Origin of the sequence: Micromonospora sp. CA-249363 (assembly GCF_050950185.1) — a bacterium.
In the GTDB taxonomy this organism is placed as follows: domain Bacteria; phylum Actinomycetota; class Actinomycetes; order Mycobacteriales; family Micromonosporaceae; genus Micromonospora.
The window spans coordinates 1,093,736-1,111,051 of the sequence record NZ_CP192020.1 but is presented as its reverse complement, the minus strand read 5'-3'; the positions used below and the strand labels follow the sequence as shown (position 1 = coordinate 1,111,051).

The 17,316-nt window shown below is 66.5% G+C and carries 11 protein-coding genes and 1 pseudogene; 7 read left to right on the top strand and 5 right to left on the bottom strand.

Translation table 11 applies throughout. The features are described from left to right. Nucleotides 1-249: 249 nt before the first annotated feature. Both ACQPZK_RS05265 and ACQPZK_RS05260 read right to left on the bottom strand, forming a co-directional pair. On the bottom strand, nt 250-5,691 hold the full coding sequence (locus ACQPZK_RS05265) for a DEAD/DEAH box helicase (protein ID WP_433537208.1): 5,442 nt from the start codon (nt 5,689-5,691) through the stop codon (nt 250-252). A 12-nt stretch (nt 5,692-5,703) separates the two neighbouring features. Next, nucleotides 5,704-8,796 carry a hypothetical protein gene (locus ACQPZK_RS05260; protein ID WP_433537207.1) on the bottom strand — a complete coding sequence of 1,031 codons (3,093 nt, stop codon included), beginning with the start codon at nt 8,794-8,796 and terminating at the stop codon, nt 5,704-5,706. An 852-nt stretch (nt 8,797-9,648) separates the two neighbouring features. On the opposite strand from ACQPZK_RS05260, the gene ACQPZK_RS05255 reads away from it, so the two are divergent. After that, nucleotides 9,649-10,536 (top strand): HNH endonuclease, encoded by an 888-nt coding sequence (locus tag ACQPZK_RS05255; protein WP_433537206.1) that lies wholly within the window; start codon nt 9,649-9,651, stop codon nt 10,534-10,536. A gap of 39 nt (nt 10,537-10,575) precedes the next feature. Next, nucleotides 10,576-10,776 (top strand): MMPL family transporter, encoded by a 201-nt coding sequence (locus ACQPZK_RS05250; RefSeq protein WP_433537205.1) that lies wholly within the window; start codon nt 10,576-10,578, stop codon nt 10,774-10,776. 72 nt (nt 10,777-10,848) lie between these two features. Here ACQPZK_RS05250 and ACQPZK_RS05245 read toward each other — a convergent pair whose 3' ends face one another. Together ACQPZK_RS05245 and ACQPZK_RS05240 are read right to left on the bottom strand one after the other, a co-directional pair. Then, nucleotides 10,849-11,028: a hypothetical protein gene (locus ACQPZK_RS05245; RefSeq protein WP_433537204.1), complete on the bottom strand. Its 180-nt coding sequence runs from the start codon at nt 11,026-11,028 to the stop codon at nt 10,849-10,851. 144 nt (nt 11,029-11,172) lie between these two features. Continuing rightward, nucleotides 11,173-12,195, bottom strand: coding sequence for an FAD-binding oxidoreductase (locus ACQPZK_RS05240; protein ID WP_433537203.1), 1,023 nt, complete (start codon nt 12,193-12,195; stop codon nt 11,173-11,175). A 189-nt stretch (nt 12,196-12,384) separates the two neighbouring features. Here ACQPZK_RS05240 and ACQPZK_RS05235 point away from each other — a divergent pair, with 189 nt between their 5' ends. The 5 genes and pseudogenes from ACQPZK_RS05235 to ACQPZK_RS05215 all read left to right on the top strand — a co-directional run bounded on the left by ACQPZK_RS05235 (nt 12,385) and on the right by ACQPZK_RS05215 (nt 15,599). Then, nucleotides 12,385-12,801 carry a cysteine hydrolase family protein gene (locus ACQPZK_RS05235; RefSeq protein WP_433537202.1) on the top strand — a complete coding sequence of 139 codons (417 nt, stop codon included), beginning with the start codon at nt 12,385-12,387 and terminating at the stop codon, nt 12,799-12,801. Nucleotides 12,802-12,990: 189 nt separating this feature from the next. Continuing rightward, the gene (locus tag ACQPZK_RS05230) at nt 12,991-13,509 is read left to right on the top strand and encodes a flavoprotein (RefSeq protein WP_433537201.1); all 519 of its coding nucleotides are present in this window, start codon (nt 12,991-12,993) and stop codon (nt 13,507-13,509) included. 13 nt (nt 13,510-13,522) lie between these two features. Further along, nucleotides 13,523-14,017: pseudogene (locus ACQPZK_RS05225) on the top strand (DUF3427 domain-containing protein); the annotation flags it as partial. A gap of 27 nt (nt 14,018-14,044) precedes the next feature. Then, entirely contained in the window at nt 14,045-14,482 is a 438-nt protein-coding gene (locus ACQPZK_RS05220; RefSeq protein ID WP_433537200.1) for a VOC family protein, read from the top strand. Between the two features lie 91 nt (nt 14,483-14,573). Beyond that, the gene (locus ACQPZK_RS05215) at nt 14,574-15,599 is read left to right on the top strand and encodes an IS30 family transposase (RefSeq protein WP_433537199.1); all 1,026 of its coding nucleotides are present in this window, start codon (nt 14,574-14,576) and stop codon (nt 15,597-15,599) included. 286 nt (nt 15,600-15,885) lie between these two features. On the opposite strand, the gene ACQPZK_RS05210 is transcribed toward ACQPZK_RS05215, so the two are convergent. Beyond that, nucleotides 15,886-17,226, bottom strand: a complete 1,341-nt coding sequence (locus ACQPZK_RS05210) for a hypothetical protein (protein WP_433537198.1) — start codon at nt 17,224-17,226, stop codon at nt 15,886-15,888. Nucleotides 17,227-17,316: the final 90 nt, after the last annotated feature.

The following is a 17,316-nucleotide window of genomic DNA, read 5'->3' as shown; positions in this document are numbered from 1 at the left end:
GATGACGTCGAACGTTCGGCCTGTCCGGGAAACTCTCCGACTACCGCCATGCTGATACTCCGTTTCACCCATGCGCTCAGCCCTAACCGGCGGGGCATATTGCAGTGAACCGGTCCATGGGGAATGGAAGCAGGTTACAGTGGTCATGCCTTTTCGTACTGACGTTGCGACTGGTTGCCGCCCCGCTAGCGTGAATGACTGGATCGCAGCCATCGGCCCGCCAAGCGTGCCGGTTGCAGTTTACGGTGGCTACGACAGCAACCTTAGAGCGATCCTCATGGGTGTGCGATCGAGTTCGAACAGGTCGCCCGATTGAACTTCGAACCCGTTCGACTCGACCCAACGGAGCGCCGCCTCCTGCTCTTCTCGGAGGAGGTGACGTTCTTGGCGCCACAACGGGTGGCCCAAGATCACCGCTCGTCGCTTATCGGTCTGGTATAGGACCGCTAGCCCCTCCATCTCCTGCGCCTTGATTCCGTGCTGTCCGAAGGAGGCGAGGAACCCGCGGGTCAGCACGCTCGCGCGGCCCAGCCAGCGTTTCCAGTCGACGTCTTCCTGCAGGGCCAGCTCCGCCATGTCCAGAGCCAGCCTCCAGTCGAGCGCGCCATGAAGGCGCCGGTTGTCGTAGGAGCGGAGACAGTCCGGGCAAGACATGGTGCAGTCCATCGAGTGGCGGACGTCCTCCCACCGCGCGCGCAGGTCCTCCACGACGCGGCGCAACACACGCTCAAAGACCTGAGGCTTACCGAGCTCGGTAGCGTACCCGGCCCCGTTCTCGAGGCTGTCCGCTACGAAGACGCGGTGCGTCTGCTCTCCGCAGACATTGACGGAGTTAAGGCCTACGGTCAGCTCAGCCGGATCGACGTCAAGCTCGGCCTGGAGCCCTCGGCGCAGCACCTCAGCGAAGGACCACAGAGCCGGGAGGCCGGCCGGATGCGTTCCCCGACGAGTCGGTAGGACACCACCGGGCAGGTCCAGTGCGTTCGGCGTAACGACCAGCACGTCGGTCTTTCGCACTTCTCCGATCGCCGCGTCGCACCGCAACCCGTAGGACCGCGGCAGGTTCACCTCATTGCTGTACAACGACGAATCTGTCACGATCACCGACTTCCCGGGTCCGGCCTCCATTGGGAACAAGCGCCCGAGATTGTCGTTTATCCGGAGAATGTCGGCCATCTCGTAGACGTCGACGAGCACCCCGTGAATCTGTGACGTCTGGTCCGGGTCTGACGCCACGGCAAGTTCGGGAGCGCCGACCACTGCTACGGTGTCGCCGTCGATGTCGTAGTCCCTACCGTGATAGTCGGTGCGGAACCCCAACGGCTGGTACATGTCGAATGAGTTGACAGTGCCACTACAGACGGGGCAGACCTCCGCCATCTCTACGAGAGCGGTCCAACCGCACTCGCTGCACCTGCTGACCCGGATCGAAACCCCCAACGGATCGATCGGCAACGCCGTCCTGCCTCGAACTTCGTAGGCAGCGAAGCCGACGACCGTGTGGATCCGTCCGTCCCGGACGACCTCTGCGCCTGGGGCGAAGCTTCCCACCGCCATGTCGAGAGCCCTATCGGACACAACAAGGTCATTGAGCTGACGCTTCTCCTTCGGCACGCCCATGTACAGGTTTCGGACCCGGGTGGGGAACCCGAACATCGGCAGGACGCCGGCGTTGGCGAGCAGCTCGCTCAGCTCGTTTTGCTGGTAGAACGGGTTGGCCAACGCCGTGTCGATGTCGCTGACAAGGTCCGTCCGCGCCCACCGCTCCAGGCCGGCCACGCCGGCCAGATCGATCCCGGAACGGACGGTAAGGGCCCTGATGACCCGAGGCACATCGGCAGAGTGCCTGAGCCAGGCAGCCACCTGCTGCCGATAGATCCCGGGCCACGCGTCCCGCGTGCCGAAGATGCCATGGATGCTCTCGCGTGAACGAGCCGGCCTCGGATCCGCCGCCAGGAAGGCCCGGCGCAGGAGTTCCGCGGCAACGACCCGCCGTGCGATACGGGTGCGACGCAGGTCCAGGAACGGCTGCGGCGGAATGTCACCCGTCATTCGCTCCGTCGCGTTGAAGTAGTAGTCATCGTGAGTGCGAGACCGGGCGACGGTCAACGCGTACGAGAACGGCTGTCCTTGACGGCCGGCGCGGCCAACCCGCTGCTGGTAGTTGAAACGTTGCGGCGGAACGTTGGCCATGATGGTCGAGCGTAGGGAGCCGATGTCCACGCCGACCTCCATTGTCGTGGTGACGCTTAGTACGTCGAGCGGGCTCGTCAGCTCGTTTTCCAACGGCGGCTTGAGCAACGCTCCACGGAACCAGCGTTGGCGCTGCCGCTGCAACGCCAGAGGCTTCGTCTGTCCGGTCAACTCGGCGACCGTCATGCGCCGGGGCTCAAGGCTGGAAAGCCAGGCGTAGTAGTCCTCGTCCACGCGATCACCGATGTGCTGTTCGAGCGCGTAGTGGTAACAGCCCCTGGCGGCACAGACACCGGCCGACGGGTGCAGGTGGCGGTAGTTGCACTTGCGGCAGGCCCAGCTCGAGTCGCCGGCCCGCACAATGACGAGGGGCACATCCGGGTTGTCAACCCGCAGCCCCCAGTCCGGCGCGATGCCACGGTCGCGAATCTCGCGCGTAACCCAGGTCTCCAGCCCATCCGTGTCGCATCCAAGTCGGCCCGAAACCGCTTTCAGGTATTGCCGGACAGCGGGCGGCACCTTGAACGACGGTTTGAACCATTGGGCACCCGTGAACCGCCCTGCTATACCTAGGATCCGGATGACAGAGCGCAAGACTTGCAGCGCTGTCTCCGGGTCTGTCGGCGCGTCGGTGAGCTGCGGCGCCCGAGGCTCGACCACGACAAGGCCGGTGGACTCGAGATCTCGGCCCGCGCGGTCGAAGACTGCCTCGGCCATCGCCGTGGCAAGTGCTTGCCGGTACAGCTGTTGACTCTCGACACGCGCCTGCGGGTCGAGCGGAATCCAATGTCCCGTGATGGGCGGCTCGTACGCCCGGTACCACGGCTCCCCGTGGGGCGTCTGCTGCATGGACTGCGCGGGGCCTGCCGGGTGCAGGCCTTTCTTCAGCATGCTCTCCTGCAACCTGCTCGTCACCACAGCCCACGAGAGCCGCGTGCTTGAGCGGCTCTCCTCCCGGTACCGCGAAATTAGGCTTTTGTCCTCGGTTGAGGCAATGCCCGTGACCTGCCGCATCACCGCTTGGAACACGTCCGGGTGCTGAGTCTGAAAGCTGGTGAAGGCGAGCTGCTCGTCGGCGGACAGCGGCGTTCCGGAAAGCAGCTTGGCGGCCAGTTGCGCGCCGTCGGGGTGCTCCGCATCGAGCTCCCGGCGGATGAGCTGGCGCACCAAGTCCCGGTGGTGGTTTTTTGCCACCCCGGCAGCCGTACGCGCAGCGTCATCACGGCTGTCGGTGAATAGGATCGTGCGGGAGTCGGCTGCCGTGGAACCCATGCTCCGGAAGAGCTGGGACAGGTAGAGCTGAATTGCCTGTGCCTGACCGTGGGTGTGGCCACGTATCGGCGAGCGGACAATGCCTCGCCAGAACCTCTGCAGATCGGTGTTGCGATTGTGGGACCCGCAGCGGGGGCAGCATTCCGGAAGAGCCGGTGCCTTCGCGTCCGAGTCTGTGCCGAGCCCCGCGACGCGCAACGCATACCCGGTGTGGTTGTCATCGCGCTGGATCACGCCGGAAGTGGGATCCAGACGGACCGGCTCGAACTGGAACCTCGCGGACCGCTTCTGTGGCGTCTGGTGTCCCCACTCCTGCACCGCCGTGACATCCCCCGGCCAGTACCACACGTACTGGCTAAGCAGGCGGCGATTCACCGGCCTGCTCTGCCCTGATGGAATGTCAACCGCTGTTGCTCCGAGTGCCCGGATCGGCGGATCGAACTCGTCGTTCCTCTCGATGACGTAGCCTCCGAGGCTTACGTCTCCGCAGTCGAAGCAGTACAGGACCTCGAGGATGCGGCCTCCGCAAGGACAGGTCGATCCGGGACGGCTGAAGAGCCGGCCGATTCGCCGCCTCTCCCACCGGTATGTGGGATCGACGGCCTCACAGTCGGGCTTTGCACAGGCCCACAAGCCGCCGACAGTACGGACGAACATGTGCGCACGAAGCGGAATCGCTCCTTGGTCGCCCGCAAAAGCAGCGGCTGACAGGACAAGCTCAAGGGCTCGTCCCTGGTCGGCCTCCTCGTCGAACAACCGCTGCTCGATGACGCCGACGCGCGTGGCACGCAACTGCCCTGCGGTCGTCTCTCGGCAAGCCGAAGCGATCGCCTCCGAAACGAGGTACTTCTCAGCGATGTTGGCCAGCGCCGCAGCTCGGCCCTCGGGGTCTCCTGGGAGTTCGCGGGCCAGCTGCTCTAGCTCACTGCGTGGCAGCGGCTCACGGCCGGCGACGGAGCGCGGAACGCCCGCCGTGACGTGGAATGTGGCGCGGTCGACACCAAAGAACTGCTCAAGGTACTCCTTGCCCTCCTCGTCGTCAGAGAGCGAGGCGCTGGTAGCAAGGCAGCGTAGCTGCGGCGAGTCCGCCTCTAGCCCCAGCCTCGCTAGGAGGTTGCGCACGACCATCGCCACCTCGCTGCCCTGCGTCCCTCGATACAGGTGCATCTCGTCGACGACGATCGTGAGCGTGTTGCTTTGGTCCGTTCTCAGCCATTTCGCTGTGCTCTCGAACAAGGGCTGCTCGATATCCCGCATGAGCATCGCGTTCAGCATCGAGTAGTTGGTCACGAGAATGTCGGGCGGCGAGGCCACCATGTCCCACCGGGTCAGCATCTCCCCCATCTGGGGATCAGGGAACTGCGACAGCATCTCCTCAACCCGCCGCCGGTCAGCTTCGCCCTGGTACGCCTCAACGAGGGTCCGAAAATCGCTGGCTGCGCTCTTGATCTCGTTGGCCGCGTCGATGACCCGCTCTCGGTCTGCGGAGCCGGCCGGAAGATCACTCGACCCCAGCGTTCCGCCTGTGTACCGGCCAAACCACAGCGGTGCCAACTGACTTGCCGCGATACGCCGCAGCGCCTTGCGCAGTCGGCTGATCTGATCCTCAACGAGAGCGTTCGTGGGATACAGCACGACTGTGCGGAGGGCGGCAGACCGCGCCTCCGATGCCCGCATCGGCCGCCACCGCATCTGGCTTTCCGGTGCCTCCCACCACCGGTCCGGTGCCCGGTCTTGGCCCCAAGCCAGCGCCTCCTGCACCAGCCGGGCGAGCACGGGCAGCAGGAACGACTCGGTCTTGCCCGAGCCAGTGCCAGAGGTGACCACGACGTTGCGCGGCTTGCCGGGATCGTTGCTGAGGGAGTGCCTCAACGCCTCGGCCTGGTGGCGGCGCAGCATGATGTTCTCACCAGGAGCGACGAAATCGCCGAAGAGGGCTTTCCCGACGATGTCAGCAGCTAGCGGATCGAGCCCTACTTCCGCGGCAACCTCCTTCAGGGGGACGTCGGCGTCGTACGGAACGACAGGCTCGAGAAGCACGTCCGTGAACAGCAACCCGGACTCGTTCAGGAGCTGCCGCCGCTCCCGCCGCAACGGCTCGTCCCGCAGCCAATACGCAGTGTCGAAGTAGCGTAGGTAAGCGTCCCGGAGCTCCTGATAGACCCGCTTGGGTGTGGGGAAGCCAAGCCGCGAGGACGGGTCAAATGACTTGCTTGCCGTGGTCATCGGGCACTTCCTTCAGCTGGCGAGACGTGCAGCGAGCGTGTCGGCAAAATCGGCGGGCACATTGCGGTAGAGCAGGAGCCTGTCCGCCTTCTCCGGTGGACGGCCACTGCATAGGACGGCGGCCCGGCCGTAGAGCCCGGGGAGGTCAGCGCCGAGCGGCACTTGGAGGCATTTCTGCTTGGCCTCGTACGCGATGAGTGGGCGGCCGGTTGCGAGCGCATCGAGGTGTTTGACTAGCTGCACCGTGCCTATCCGTGCTGTTCCCCGCGCAATGTCAACTTGACGACGGATGACGTCGGTGACGCCAAACGACTCGAGTCGGTACGCGCCCGGAGACTCGGCATGTTGTTGTGCAAACCACGAGGCGGAAGCGACGTGGAACCTTTGGACGCGCCGGGCGCCTGGCATGGTGACCTGCGGAAGCGCCGTCTCAACCGCGCTCAGATTCGGAGTCACTCGCAGGATCGACCGCGCGGCATCGCGAGCGACTGCAACCGCGTCAAACAGCGCGGACACAGTTTCGACCTCCGTTGCCGTGAGTCCCTGAAGAACCCAGCGGGTCGGTCCCGCGTTGCTCGCTTCCGCCACAACCCTGCCACCAAGCGCTGCGGCCTCGTTGTCCAGCGTGTCTCTCATTGCGGCCGGCCAGTAACCGACCAGCAGGAATGACCCGTCCGTCAGCTCGGCGAGGGTGGATGGACTAATTTCCCACTCCACCGGACGAAGCAGGTAGTTGTCCCGCTTGACCTGCAGATGCCCTAGGACCTCGAGCGTGCGGGCGAACTCATCGACGAAACGAGATGAGCCTTCCACTTGGAGGCTGATCCGTTCAAGAGCGGAGAAGGGGCCGCCTCCGGCATGCATCAGGGCATCGACGGCCACGTCCCAAGTAATCGATCCTGTCCGTACGGGCTCGATCTCTCGAACGTCGACGTGATGCGTGGCGGCGGTCGTGTTCTGAACCCTACGCTTCGCTTCGGCGGCCCATGCCTTGTTGGGGAATCGCTTGACTAGTCCGCACTTGCGGCAGGTCCCGTGCACGGTGATGCTGCTGGAGAGGGGCAGATCCCAGTGGTGGGCACCGGTTACCAGACAGGAGGTCGGGTCAGGAGTGGTAAGCACGGTGGTGGTCGTGCCAACGTAGTCGGAGGGACGATCACCGGTCCACCATGGCGCGCTTGGGGCCTTTACTTGGGCTACCTCCGCCTCGGTGCCATCGGCAGAAGCACCGTCGACCAACGACGTCGAATCCTGAGCATCCAGCTGTTCTGCCGAAATCACCGCCCAGCCATCTCGCCCTCCGATGTCGTGAACGAGGCGAGGGCTACGGCTCCACATTGCCAGGTCGACGGCGCTGCCGGACCTGAGCGAGAAGGGAAGCCGCTGCGCGGGGGTTTTCGAGTCGTCGATATAAAGCAGCGCCTCGTAGTCGCCGTCCTCAAGTTCTTCAGTGGCGAGCGGGAGGACCAATGCGCTGCCGTTCGTCTCGGCTTTACAGAAGGCCTGGTCGATCGTCACTCCTGCTGGATCGTCGAGCAGCCCCAGGTCGTCCGTGTGCTTCCTTAGCACCTCAAGTCGGAGGTACTCCGCTGTCACGGCGACAGACCGAATCTCAGGCGGCGACAGCGACGAGTACTTTCGCATCTGGCCAGGCAACTTCAGCCCATCAGCTAGGGTAAGCTGGGACGCGACCGTTGGGAGAAGGACATTTAGATCCTGGTGCTTGTTGGATCGATGCTCGTTTGCCAGCAGCGCGAGCAATTGCACGTGTGAGAAGAGGACCCAGTTCGCCGGCACCCCCTCCTGCCCTCCGTTGACGCGCCGGAAGCCGGGGCGCGCAGCCTTATCGAGCGCGCGCTCCACCTCGTCAGCCAGCTCCTCGGCAGTGAAAACCAGGCCATCCTCCGCCAGCGGCAATCGCTCAACCTCGAGATAAAGTCCGAGCGACTCATCTCTCCGCATAGGGACCACTCGCCGAGGGCGACGCTGGACCGTGAAGCTGCCGGTGTCACTCGTCAGCGACAGGATGCCATCGAGAACAGACGCCTTCTCCAGATTTGCGGGCCGGTGCAATCGATGCCAACCGCCAGGGCCTGGGATGAAGTCGAGGAGCGGTTTATTGTCTCCGACGGCACTCGAAACCGCCATGCACTGCGGACGATCGACGCCGGGCAGCCGCGACACAATGTTGAATTCGACGCTGCTGCCAAACGGCCCCGATCGCGTCATGGCCACTAGCCGGACCTCGCCTCGCGGCTGAATGGCCGGAACCGACGATTGAGCGTCGCCGGCCGAGATGCCGTCCCAACTCTGAAGCTCGAGGGAAACGACTGCAGCGATCCGCTCGCGCGCCGCCGGCTGCCTCCTCCAAAGCTTCGCCAGGCTCCGACTGATGGGCGGAGGATCCTTCTTCAACCACTCGTCGAGCAGTGCCTCCATCTCTCGTGGACTAACCTCCTGGCCAGGCATAAGTCCGTATGCCATGAAGAAACGCGGCAACTTTTGGCGATCGTGCTCGCGAACCAGAGCCTGCGAGACGGACAGCCCGATGTAGCGGTGAGTAAGGGCGACTGCGGACGGGAGACCGCGCATTCCGTCGAGGCCCGTCAGCCACAAGGACAACACATGCCAAAAGAATTCGACATGCCGTCGGTAGTCCTTCGCTAGCCGTTCCCGCTGCTCCCCATCGGGTACGGCAAGCACCTGAGCTAGACGCCCGAAGTAATTGCTGGGGGCCATGGTGGCGTCACCTCCCATCCGCTCTGCCGCCATGCTGAAGACCGCCAGTACGGCTAACACGGGGGGCGGACTTAGGTCCAGACGGGACGTGCGAACAGTTCGACGCCACGTTCCGAGCCACGTCTTGAGATTCGTAAAAACCTCGTCGAAGGCCCCCTGGCGACCTGCACCGAGACGCAAGACCTGCCGTACGGCTGCGGCCAGGGCGTTTTCGACCTCATCAACTGGCGTCCCAGTCTTCTGGCTCAGCAACGGGACTGTGTCGTTGTCTAGGTCAATGTATACCGGCTGACCTCCGAGTTCTTCACAGAAGAAGACCTCTGCGATCGCTTCGTTCCACATGTCGTACGCTTCCCAGCGAGCCATCCTAGATCCCTTCGTGCGGAACGAAGCGGTCGATGAAAGTCGTCGACTAGCTCGTTGGCCTGGGCGGTGATGATCAGCGGCTCGCCTGCGGCGGCTAGCTCGACGGCCCCACCGACTACCAGGGCCGACGTGCTGTACCCCAGGAGCTGAGTCGACCACAACGCCAGGGTGGGCTCCCGAACCCAGGTCGGCTAGAACGGCGGTAAGTGCGCGCTCCGCTTTGACCGCGGGTGGTACTTCCAGTCCAGCATGCAATGACACCACCTCCCCACATGGTGTGCCAGGACCCTACGTCAGTAGTCCTGCGAGCGGGACCCCTCGGATTTCATCCGATCGGCCGCTTTGACCTGGCCTATCTGCGCTGTCAACTACCCCAGATGTGGATATTGCCCCGAGGCAACTACTTGCCTTAATCAGGGCCGTTCGTGCTGGAGAAGGCCGTGATCACGAAGCGCATGGGGTTCGGTCAGCTGAGTCGAAGCCGCAGCCTCGTCCTCGACGAGTCCTACATCAACGAAGATGCATTCCTGTCAGGGACACGACAGTGACGATGGCTGACGCACTCCACTCAGCCGACCAAGCCTTAAAGCGAAGATGCTCCATGTATAGGGTGGCCTTCCGACATCCCCGCTTGGTCGATCTTGTCTCTGCCGGGGGCTGAGTAGTGGCAGGAACTAGGCCGACGGTCACGTCGGGACACTGGGTCCGCCGAAGATACTGCGTAAGGGTGGAGGCGACATGCCGTCGGAGCGGGACTACCTGGATCTGACCGGAGCCCAGGCCGCAAACCAGTGGCGGGCAATCCTGAGTCGAGAGCCAAGGCCGGGGACCAGGCAGGTGCCTTTTGTGCCGGTGGAGACGCTGCTGTGTCTCGCCGCTAGCCTCGTCTTCGACCGCCGAAAGTATGGGGGCTCCACTAGCCACCTCGCTGTCGAGCCGGTTCCCACGCTCGCCCGGCTCTTCAAACGCCCCAACGGCAGCCTGATCGCGAAGATGTCCAACCTAGACGGGACCCTCGCCCATGGTGCCAAGCACGAAGTCCATGTCGCTGCGCAGCTGCTCTCCTCCCCCACCAAGCTTCAGGCGACCTGCCGCCTGATCTTCGACACCGCACGCCGGGTCGGGATCGGGCCGGACGAATTGCCCGACTTCCTCGGCCTCGAGGACAACGACGAACTCGTGCTCCTGGGCCAGGAGGAGCTGGTGCAGTCTGACCTTGAGGCGGCCGTTCAGAACCAGGTCGCCAAGTGGGCGCAGAAGTACCCGGACATCGCCGAGCCAGTGACGGAGCGCCTCCTCACCGCCGCCATCCGGGTCGGGCAGCATCGATTCGCGCGCGACGTGCTGCGGAACAACGGTTACCGCTGCACCTTCTGTGGGCTGGGAGTGAGGGCCGGCGGGCTCAGGGCCCAGCGGATGCTCGTCGCGAGCCACATCAAGCCTTGGCGGGTGAGCAACCCGACCGAGCGGCTCGACCCGCGAAACGGTATCGCCGCCTGCCCGACCCACGACGTTGCCTTCGACACGGGCCTTCTGACCGTCGGCCATGACCTCCGCATCCATGTGCGTCCAGAGGTGCAGCAAGCGGCAGAGTCCGACTCAGCAGTGCGGTCATCGTTCGGGCACCCACCGCTCTCGCAGCATCTACTGCTACCGGATGGTGCAATACCACCTGCCGTCCGATACCTCGACTGGCACCACGAGCACGTTTACCAGCGGACGAGTAGTAGGACCTCCTGATCAACTACGAAGCGCTACCACTGCAGGAACCTCGCGGGCGTGGTGCTGGCCGCCAGATTCGGCGCGCTCAGCGTGCTGCTGCTGGTGCCGTCCGTGCAGTCGGCCGTCACCATCGGCGTCGGCGTGCTGCTCGACACGTTCCTCGTCGGCAGCTTGCTCGTACCGGCCCTGGCGCTGCACCTCGGCCCCCGTACCTGGTGGCCAAGCGCCCTGGCCGGAATGGGTCCGTCGGTCGACTGAACGGTCGCGTAGAAAGTCGGCGTCTCGTACTCGGGAAGGCTCAGCCGCTGCCGCACGACCGCATCCGACAGGTCACGCATCGGGGATGTCCGGCTTGGCGGCGACGAGCATGCTTCGCGGAATGACGACGACCCTTTCGTCTGCACCAACGCTCACACCGTCGGGTAGCCGGGTGGCAAGCACATCGGTGAGATTGCGCCCAATGACAGCGACATCGCCGTTCGAGAGCCTCCAGACGTCGGGACAGGTCATCGTTCCCGCTCTCGCCCAGCTCTGCGGCTGACTTGCCGAGCCTGCGCAAGAAGCGTGCAGTGCGGTCCGCTTCCCAGTGTCCAGACATGTTCGTCTGCCACGATTGACGCCGCACAGGGTCTTTCGGCTGCCCTGGGACGGCCGTCAGCGGGTGAAGGTGACCGGCGTGTGGATGAGAGTGGCGGGGATGCCCAGGGCCAGCAGCCGCGCCCGGGCACCGGCCAGCATCCCCGGCGGCCCGCAGAGGTAGATGTCCTGGTCGGGTCGGTGATGAGCGAGGGCGACGGTGAGGGCGTCACCCCGCTCGGTCGGCTCGGCAGAGGGGTCGTCGGAGAACGCCGGCACGATCGTCAGCCACTCGTGCGCGCATTGCAGCTTGTCGAGGGCGATCGCGTCGTACAGGTCGATGAAGGCGCGGGCGCCGACGACCAGGGTCACCCGCCGACCGGCGGGCGCGGCGGCGACCTGTTCGACCAGGGCACGCAGCGGCGCGAGGCCGGTGCCACCGGCGACGAGCAGCAGATCGGCGGTACGGGTCGGATCAAGGCGCAGGCCGGTGTCGCGGGGTGGACCGAGCCAGATCAGCTCTCCGGGGCGTACCCGATGGACCAGCTCGTGCGAGACGGCAGCGGCGGGCACGGCACGGACGTGCAGCTCGATGGTGCCGTCGGCGCGTGCGACCTTCGCCGGCGAGAGCCAACGCCAGCGGCCGGGCAGGCGTGGTGCCCAGACCGGGACGGCCTGGCCGGGAAGGTGAGGCAGCCGCCGCCAGGAACGTACCGTGAGGATGGCGACGCCCGGCGACGGCCGATCGTGGCCGATCACCTCGGCGGGCCACCAGGCCGGGCCGTCACCGACGCGACCGGCAGCGCGGCGCACGGCCTGCATGGCGCGCTGCACCGCCACCGCCCACAGGGCGTGCGGCGCGTGCCGGGTCAGGGCGGCGAGCAGCGCGTCGCCCACGGCGGTGGCGTGCGGGAGCAGGTCGTAATGGCGGTACGCGCGGACGAGCACCGTGAGCAGCACAGCCCGCCCCGCCCGGTCGCCACCACCCGCCACGAGACGGCCCGACGCGGCGAAGAACAGCGACGCCTCGCGCTGCGGCAGCAGCCCGGGAAGTCGGTCCTCCAGAGTGCACCAGGTCGAAGACGGACGAGACCCGGTCATGCCGCCTGAGTTCGGCTGGCGTTTCCTGCGCGCTGCCCACTCCCGATTGACGACCGCCAGGGCCCGCGAGACAGCGCAGCACTGCATGATGCGCGAGGCGACTCTCTCAACGAGCGGCCTACCGGCACGCCTGATGCAGGCGCAGGCCACCCTTCGCGAGACTGTGGCGTTCAGTGGCAGAGTCGACGGATGAGTGAGAGATGCGCCGCGCTGATCGTCATCGACATGCAAAACGGCTTCATCAATGGCCGAAGCCGGGGTGCCATTCCGAAGGTCGTCGAGCTGGTCGAGCATTGGGAGGCGACCGGGCGGCCGGTGGTGTTCACTCGCTACCACAACTACCCCGGTAGCCCATTCGAACGACTGATCCATTGGTCCTCGGTGCAGCATCCTCCCGAGACGGAGATCGTCCCCGAGCTGGCAGAACATGCGAGCCGTGCCAGAGCCGTTATCGACAAGAGGATCTACTCGTACTTCTCAGCTGAGGGCGCTGGCCTGACGAAACAGGAGGGATGGACCGACCTGCTGTTCTGTGGTGTAGCGACGGAGAGTTGCGTGTTGAAGTCAGCGGTCGATGCCTTCGAACGTGACCTGACACGTGGTTAGTGACGGACGCGTCCGCCAGCCACGGCGGACAACCCGCACACGAGGCGGGCCTGCTGGTTGCCCGCCGGTTCATCGGAGCCGGGCAGCTCATCAGCACCGACGACGTGCGCGTCAGATTCTGAGAGACGCCGCGAGGACCGGCTCGTATCCACTCGATCGAAGGTCGTCCGACTCGGGCAGACTGCGGGCATGACGGAACGTCAGGTGCTGTATCTGGTCGTCTGCGCCGCCGGCCCCGCGGAGCACATCGACGAGCTGGTCGACCTGCTGATCGCGGACGGATGGCGGGTGTGCCTGATCGTCAGCCCCACGGCCGCGACGTGGCTCGACCGAGCGGCGTTGCAGGACAAGACTGATCATTTCGTACGCGTCGAATGGCGCATGCCCGGCGACCCCGAGCCGCACCCGCCGGCCGATGTGGTGGTGGCCGCGCCGGTCACCTTCAACACGGTGACGAAGTGGGCGCTGGGCATCAACGACACGCTGGTGCTCGGCGTCCTCAACGAGTCACTGGGCGCGGGCCTGCCGATCCTCGCCTTCCCGCACGTGAAGGCAGAACTGGCCGCTCATCCGGCGTACGCGAGTCACGTGGCGGTGCTGCAGGGTGCCGGGGTTGCCGTCGCCGATGGAAGGGCGCTCGACCCGGTGTACGGGCCGAGCCGTTGGGACGCGGTCATCGAGGCGGTTCGCTCGGCTCGGCATTTCTGAAGGCAGCTGAGGCATCCACCGCGTCACATCGGCTGCCGCACCTGGCGCCCTGCCGCTGCGGGTGCACGCCCGGTACAGCCGCAACGAGGCGTGCGCCGCATTCGGAATGCCCAATCCGGGCTCGCTACGCGAGGGGGTGAAGTGGCTACCCGACGCCCGGTCCGACCTGTTCTTCGTCACGCTCGTCAAGTCCGAGGCCCACTACTCCCCCACCACCGTGTACGCCGACCGGGCCATCACCGACACGCTGTTCCAGTGGGAGTCGCAGAGCACCACCTCGGCGGCGTCGGCGACGGGCCAGCGCTACACGTCGGGCACCTCCGCCGTGCACCTCTTCGTACGGGAAACCCGGGTCGCCGACCGCGACCTGGGCGCACCGCCGTACCTCTACGCGGGCACGATGACGTACGAGTCGCACACCGGCGACCGACCCATGCGAATTCTCTGGCGACTCCACCACGCCCTACCCGCCGACGTCTACGCCACGGCCCGCGCGATCGCGGCCTAGCGGCTGCGAGCGCGTTAGGTTACGGAGATGGAGCATCGGATCAGTCTGATCACTCTCGGCGTCTCCAACCTGGCGCGCGCCAAGGCCTTCTACGAGCACCTGGGCTGGCGCGGCCAGGAGGTCGAGGGAACGGTCTTCTTCCAGGCCGGCGGCCTGGCCCTCGTCCTGTGGAGCCGCGACAAGCTGGCCTCCGACGCGGGCGTGCCCAACCCGGACACCGGCGGCTTCGGCGGGATCTCCCTGGCCCAGAACGTGCGCTCACGCGCCGAGGTCGACAAGGTGATCGCGACCGCCGCCGAGGCCGGTGCCGAGGTGACCCAGCCGGCGCGGGAGACGTTCTATGGCGGCTACGCGGGCTACTTCAGCGACCCGGACGGCCATGTCTGGGAGATCGCCTGGAATCCCGGCTTCACGTTGGGGGCGGACGGCACCCTCACCCTCCCCGACTTCGACGCCGCGAACTGATTCCCGGGAGATCTTGGACAGTTCCCGTCCGGAGCTTGGGCTCAACCGGTGGTTGCAACACCCCTTGTTTGTGGTGGTCGTTGGGGTGGTTATGGCGTCGAGGTTGAGTGCGTTGGAGCGGGAGCAGATCGGGTTGGGTCGGGCGGCGGGTGAGTCGGTGCGGTCGATCGCGCGCAGGTTGGGTCGGGCGGCGTCGACGATTTCGCGGGAGGTGGGTCGGTTCGAGCGTTACGGGCAGCGGTATCAGCCGTCGATGGCGCAGTGGGCGTCGTTTCTGCGGCATAACCGCCCTGGTCGGGTGCCGCGGTTGGCCGGTGACGGGCCGTTGCGGGAGGTGGTGCTGGATATGCTGCGGCGACGTCGTTCGCCGCAGCAGATCAGTGCCCGGCTGCGGGTGCAGTTCCCGGACACGCCGGAGATGTGGGTGTCGCACGAGACGATTTACCAGGCGATCTATCTGCAGGCGCGGGGTAATCTGCGCGCGGAGTTGACGCGGCAGGTGGCGTTGCGCTCGGGTCGGGCCGCTCGCCGTGCCCGGGCGGCGTCAGCCGGGGCGGTGCGTTCCGCCCGGCCCTGGGTTGATCTGCGTATCGCGGACCGGCCAGCGCAGGTCGCTGACCGGGCGGTGCCCGGGCACTGGGAGGGTGACCTCCTCGAAGGGGTCCGTCGCGGTGGACGCGGCGGTTCCGCGATCGCCACGTTGGTCGAACGCGCTACCCGGTTCGTCATCCTGGTCGCCCTGCCCGAGGGCAAGGTGTCCGAACACGTCGTGTCCCAACTGGCCGCCGCGATGACCTGGCTCCCGCAACGGTTACGGGCCTCACTGACCTGGGACCAGGGCGTCGAGATGGCCCGACACCGGGACTTCACCATCGCCACCGACTGCCCGGTCTACTTCTGCGACCCGCACAGCCCCTGGCAACGCGGCAGCAACGAGAACACCAACGGGCTACTGCGCCAGTACTTCCCCAAAGGCCAATTCGACTTCACCACCATCGACCAAGCCGACCTCGACCACGTCGCCGACGAACTCAACGACCGCCCCCGCATGACCCTGGGCTGGGCCACCCCCGGCGAAAAGATGACCCAACTCCTCGCTGTTGCAACCACCGGTTGAACCCGCCGAGCTGACGGAAACTGTCCAAGATCTCGCCGCGATCCCGCACCGAGTGGCGCAACCTGATCGGACCACGGCCGCCCGAGCCACGCGCGCGGGACCCCACGGCGATCAGCCCGGAACCATCGGCGGCCACAACCCCAGACCGCACGGCGATCACCCCCCGAACCGCACGGCAGCCACACCCGCAACCGCACGGCGATCGCCCCCGCAACCGCACCGCAGCCGCACGGCAATCACGTTTCGAGAAGGACGGCGATCATGCCCGGGAACGGGTACTGAGAGGTCAAGGGCCGGCCGGCGGGCAGAGCAGCCGTTCCACCAGCGGCAACAGCGGATCCAGACACGCCGTGAGCAGGGCGGGATCAGACGTCGTGGTGGGCGTCGGAGGCGTTGAGACGGTGGGCAGGATCGTCGGCACAGGCTCAGACGACGGGGTGGGACCGCCCGAAGGCGCCGGCGTCGCCTCGACAGTCGGCGAGGCCGACGGTGTGACAGCGGCGGCCGGCGACGGTACGGCGACAGCAGTCGGCGGCGTCGAGCGGACGGCAGCGGCGGCCGGCGACGTCGAAGGCACCGCGACCACGGAGGAGGCCGCAGCGTGGCGCGGTGGACCGGCCGCGGGAGGTCGCACCGGCTCGACCACAAGCGCCGGCCCGGCCACCGAGCCCGGCTCGACCACAAGCGCCGGCCCGGCCACCGAGCCCGGCTCGACCACAAGCGCCGGCCCACCCAATCGGCCCGACTCGACCACCGAGCCCGACTCGACCACCAAGGCGGACGGGCCTGTCAAGGCGGCACGTGTCGGCAGCGGAGCGCTCCATCCGGCATCCCGCATGGTCGCCGCCTCGGCCCGTCGCATCGGCCCGGTCGGCGACGGTCCCACCGCGCCGGGGCCCAGCGTCGCGAACACCACCGTCGCGATAGCGGCGACGGCGAGTGCCCGGCGGTCGGGGCGTACCGCCGTCAGTGGCGCGTCGGACGGCCCGACCGCCGGCAGCGGCACGGGCGGGGATGCCTGGTGCGTGGCCAGCAGGGCATCGAGCTGTCCGAGGAAACCGCCACGATCCCCGGCAGCCGAAGCGGCCGCGAGGGTGAGGTAGAAGCTGACGTTGACGGCGGCGTTCGCCGGGACCCGCAGCCCGGACAGCCGGCCGTCGTCGTGCAGCAGGGTGATGGGCACGTCCGGGTGGTGGGCGATTCCGTGCAGGTCCGCGTACCGCCATTCGCGCCGGTGCTCGACGCCGGCGAAGGCCACCCGGTGGCTGGTCACCAGTGCCATGCCGGTGTCAACGGCCCGCAGGCCCGGCGGCAGCGCCTCGGAAGACGGCTCAGCGAAGGAACACCGGCCCGGCGTGGGCAGCCCGGGGACGTGTCGCGCCTCGGCCTCGACAAGCGTGGCGACGGGTACGACCCGGAAGACGAGTTCGTCGGCGTCGAGGTCGACGGGGAGGCCGGCGCGGGGCTGCGTACACCCGAGGAAGCTGGCGGCTTCGATTCGCAGCCGGACCAGGTGGTCCTGACGTCGACGCCAGGCGGCGGTGGCGTCGCGGTACGCGAGCTGCCGGCGCTCGTTCTCGCGCTCGGCCCAGGCGAGCCGCCAGGAGGGAGGTGCCAGTGCGGTCACGGTCACACGCGGTACAACCGCTCACGTACGTGACAGGCAACGCGACCAGGATCGATGCATCCCGTTGCGCCCGAAAGGAGAGAATTTACG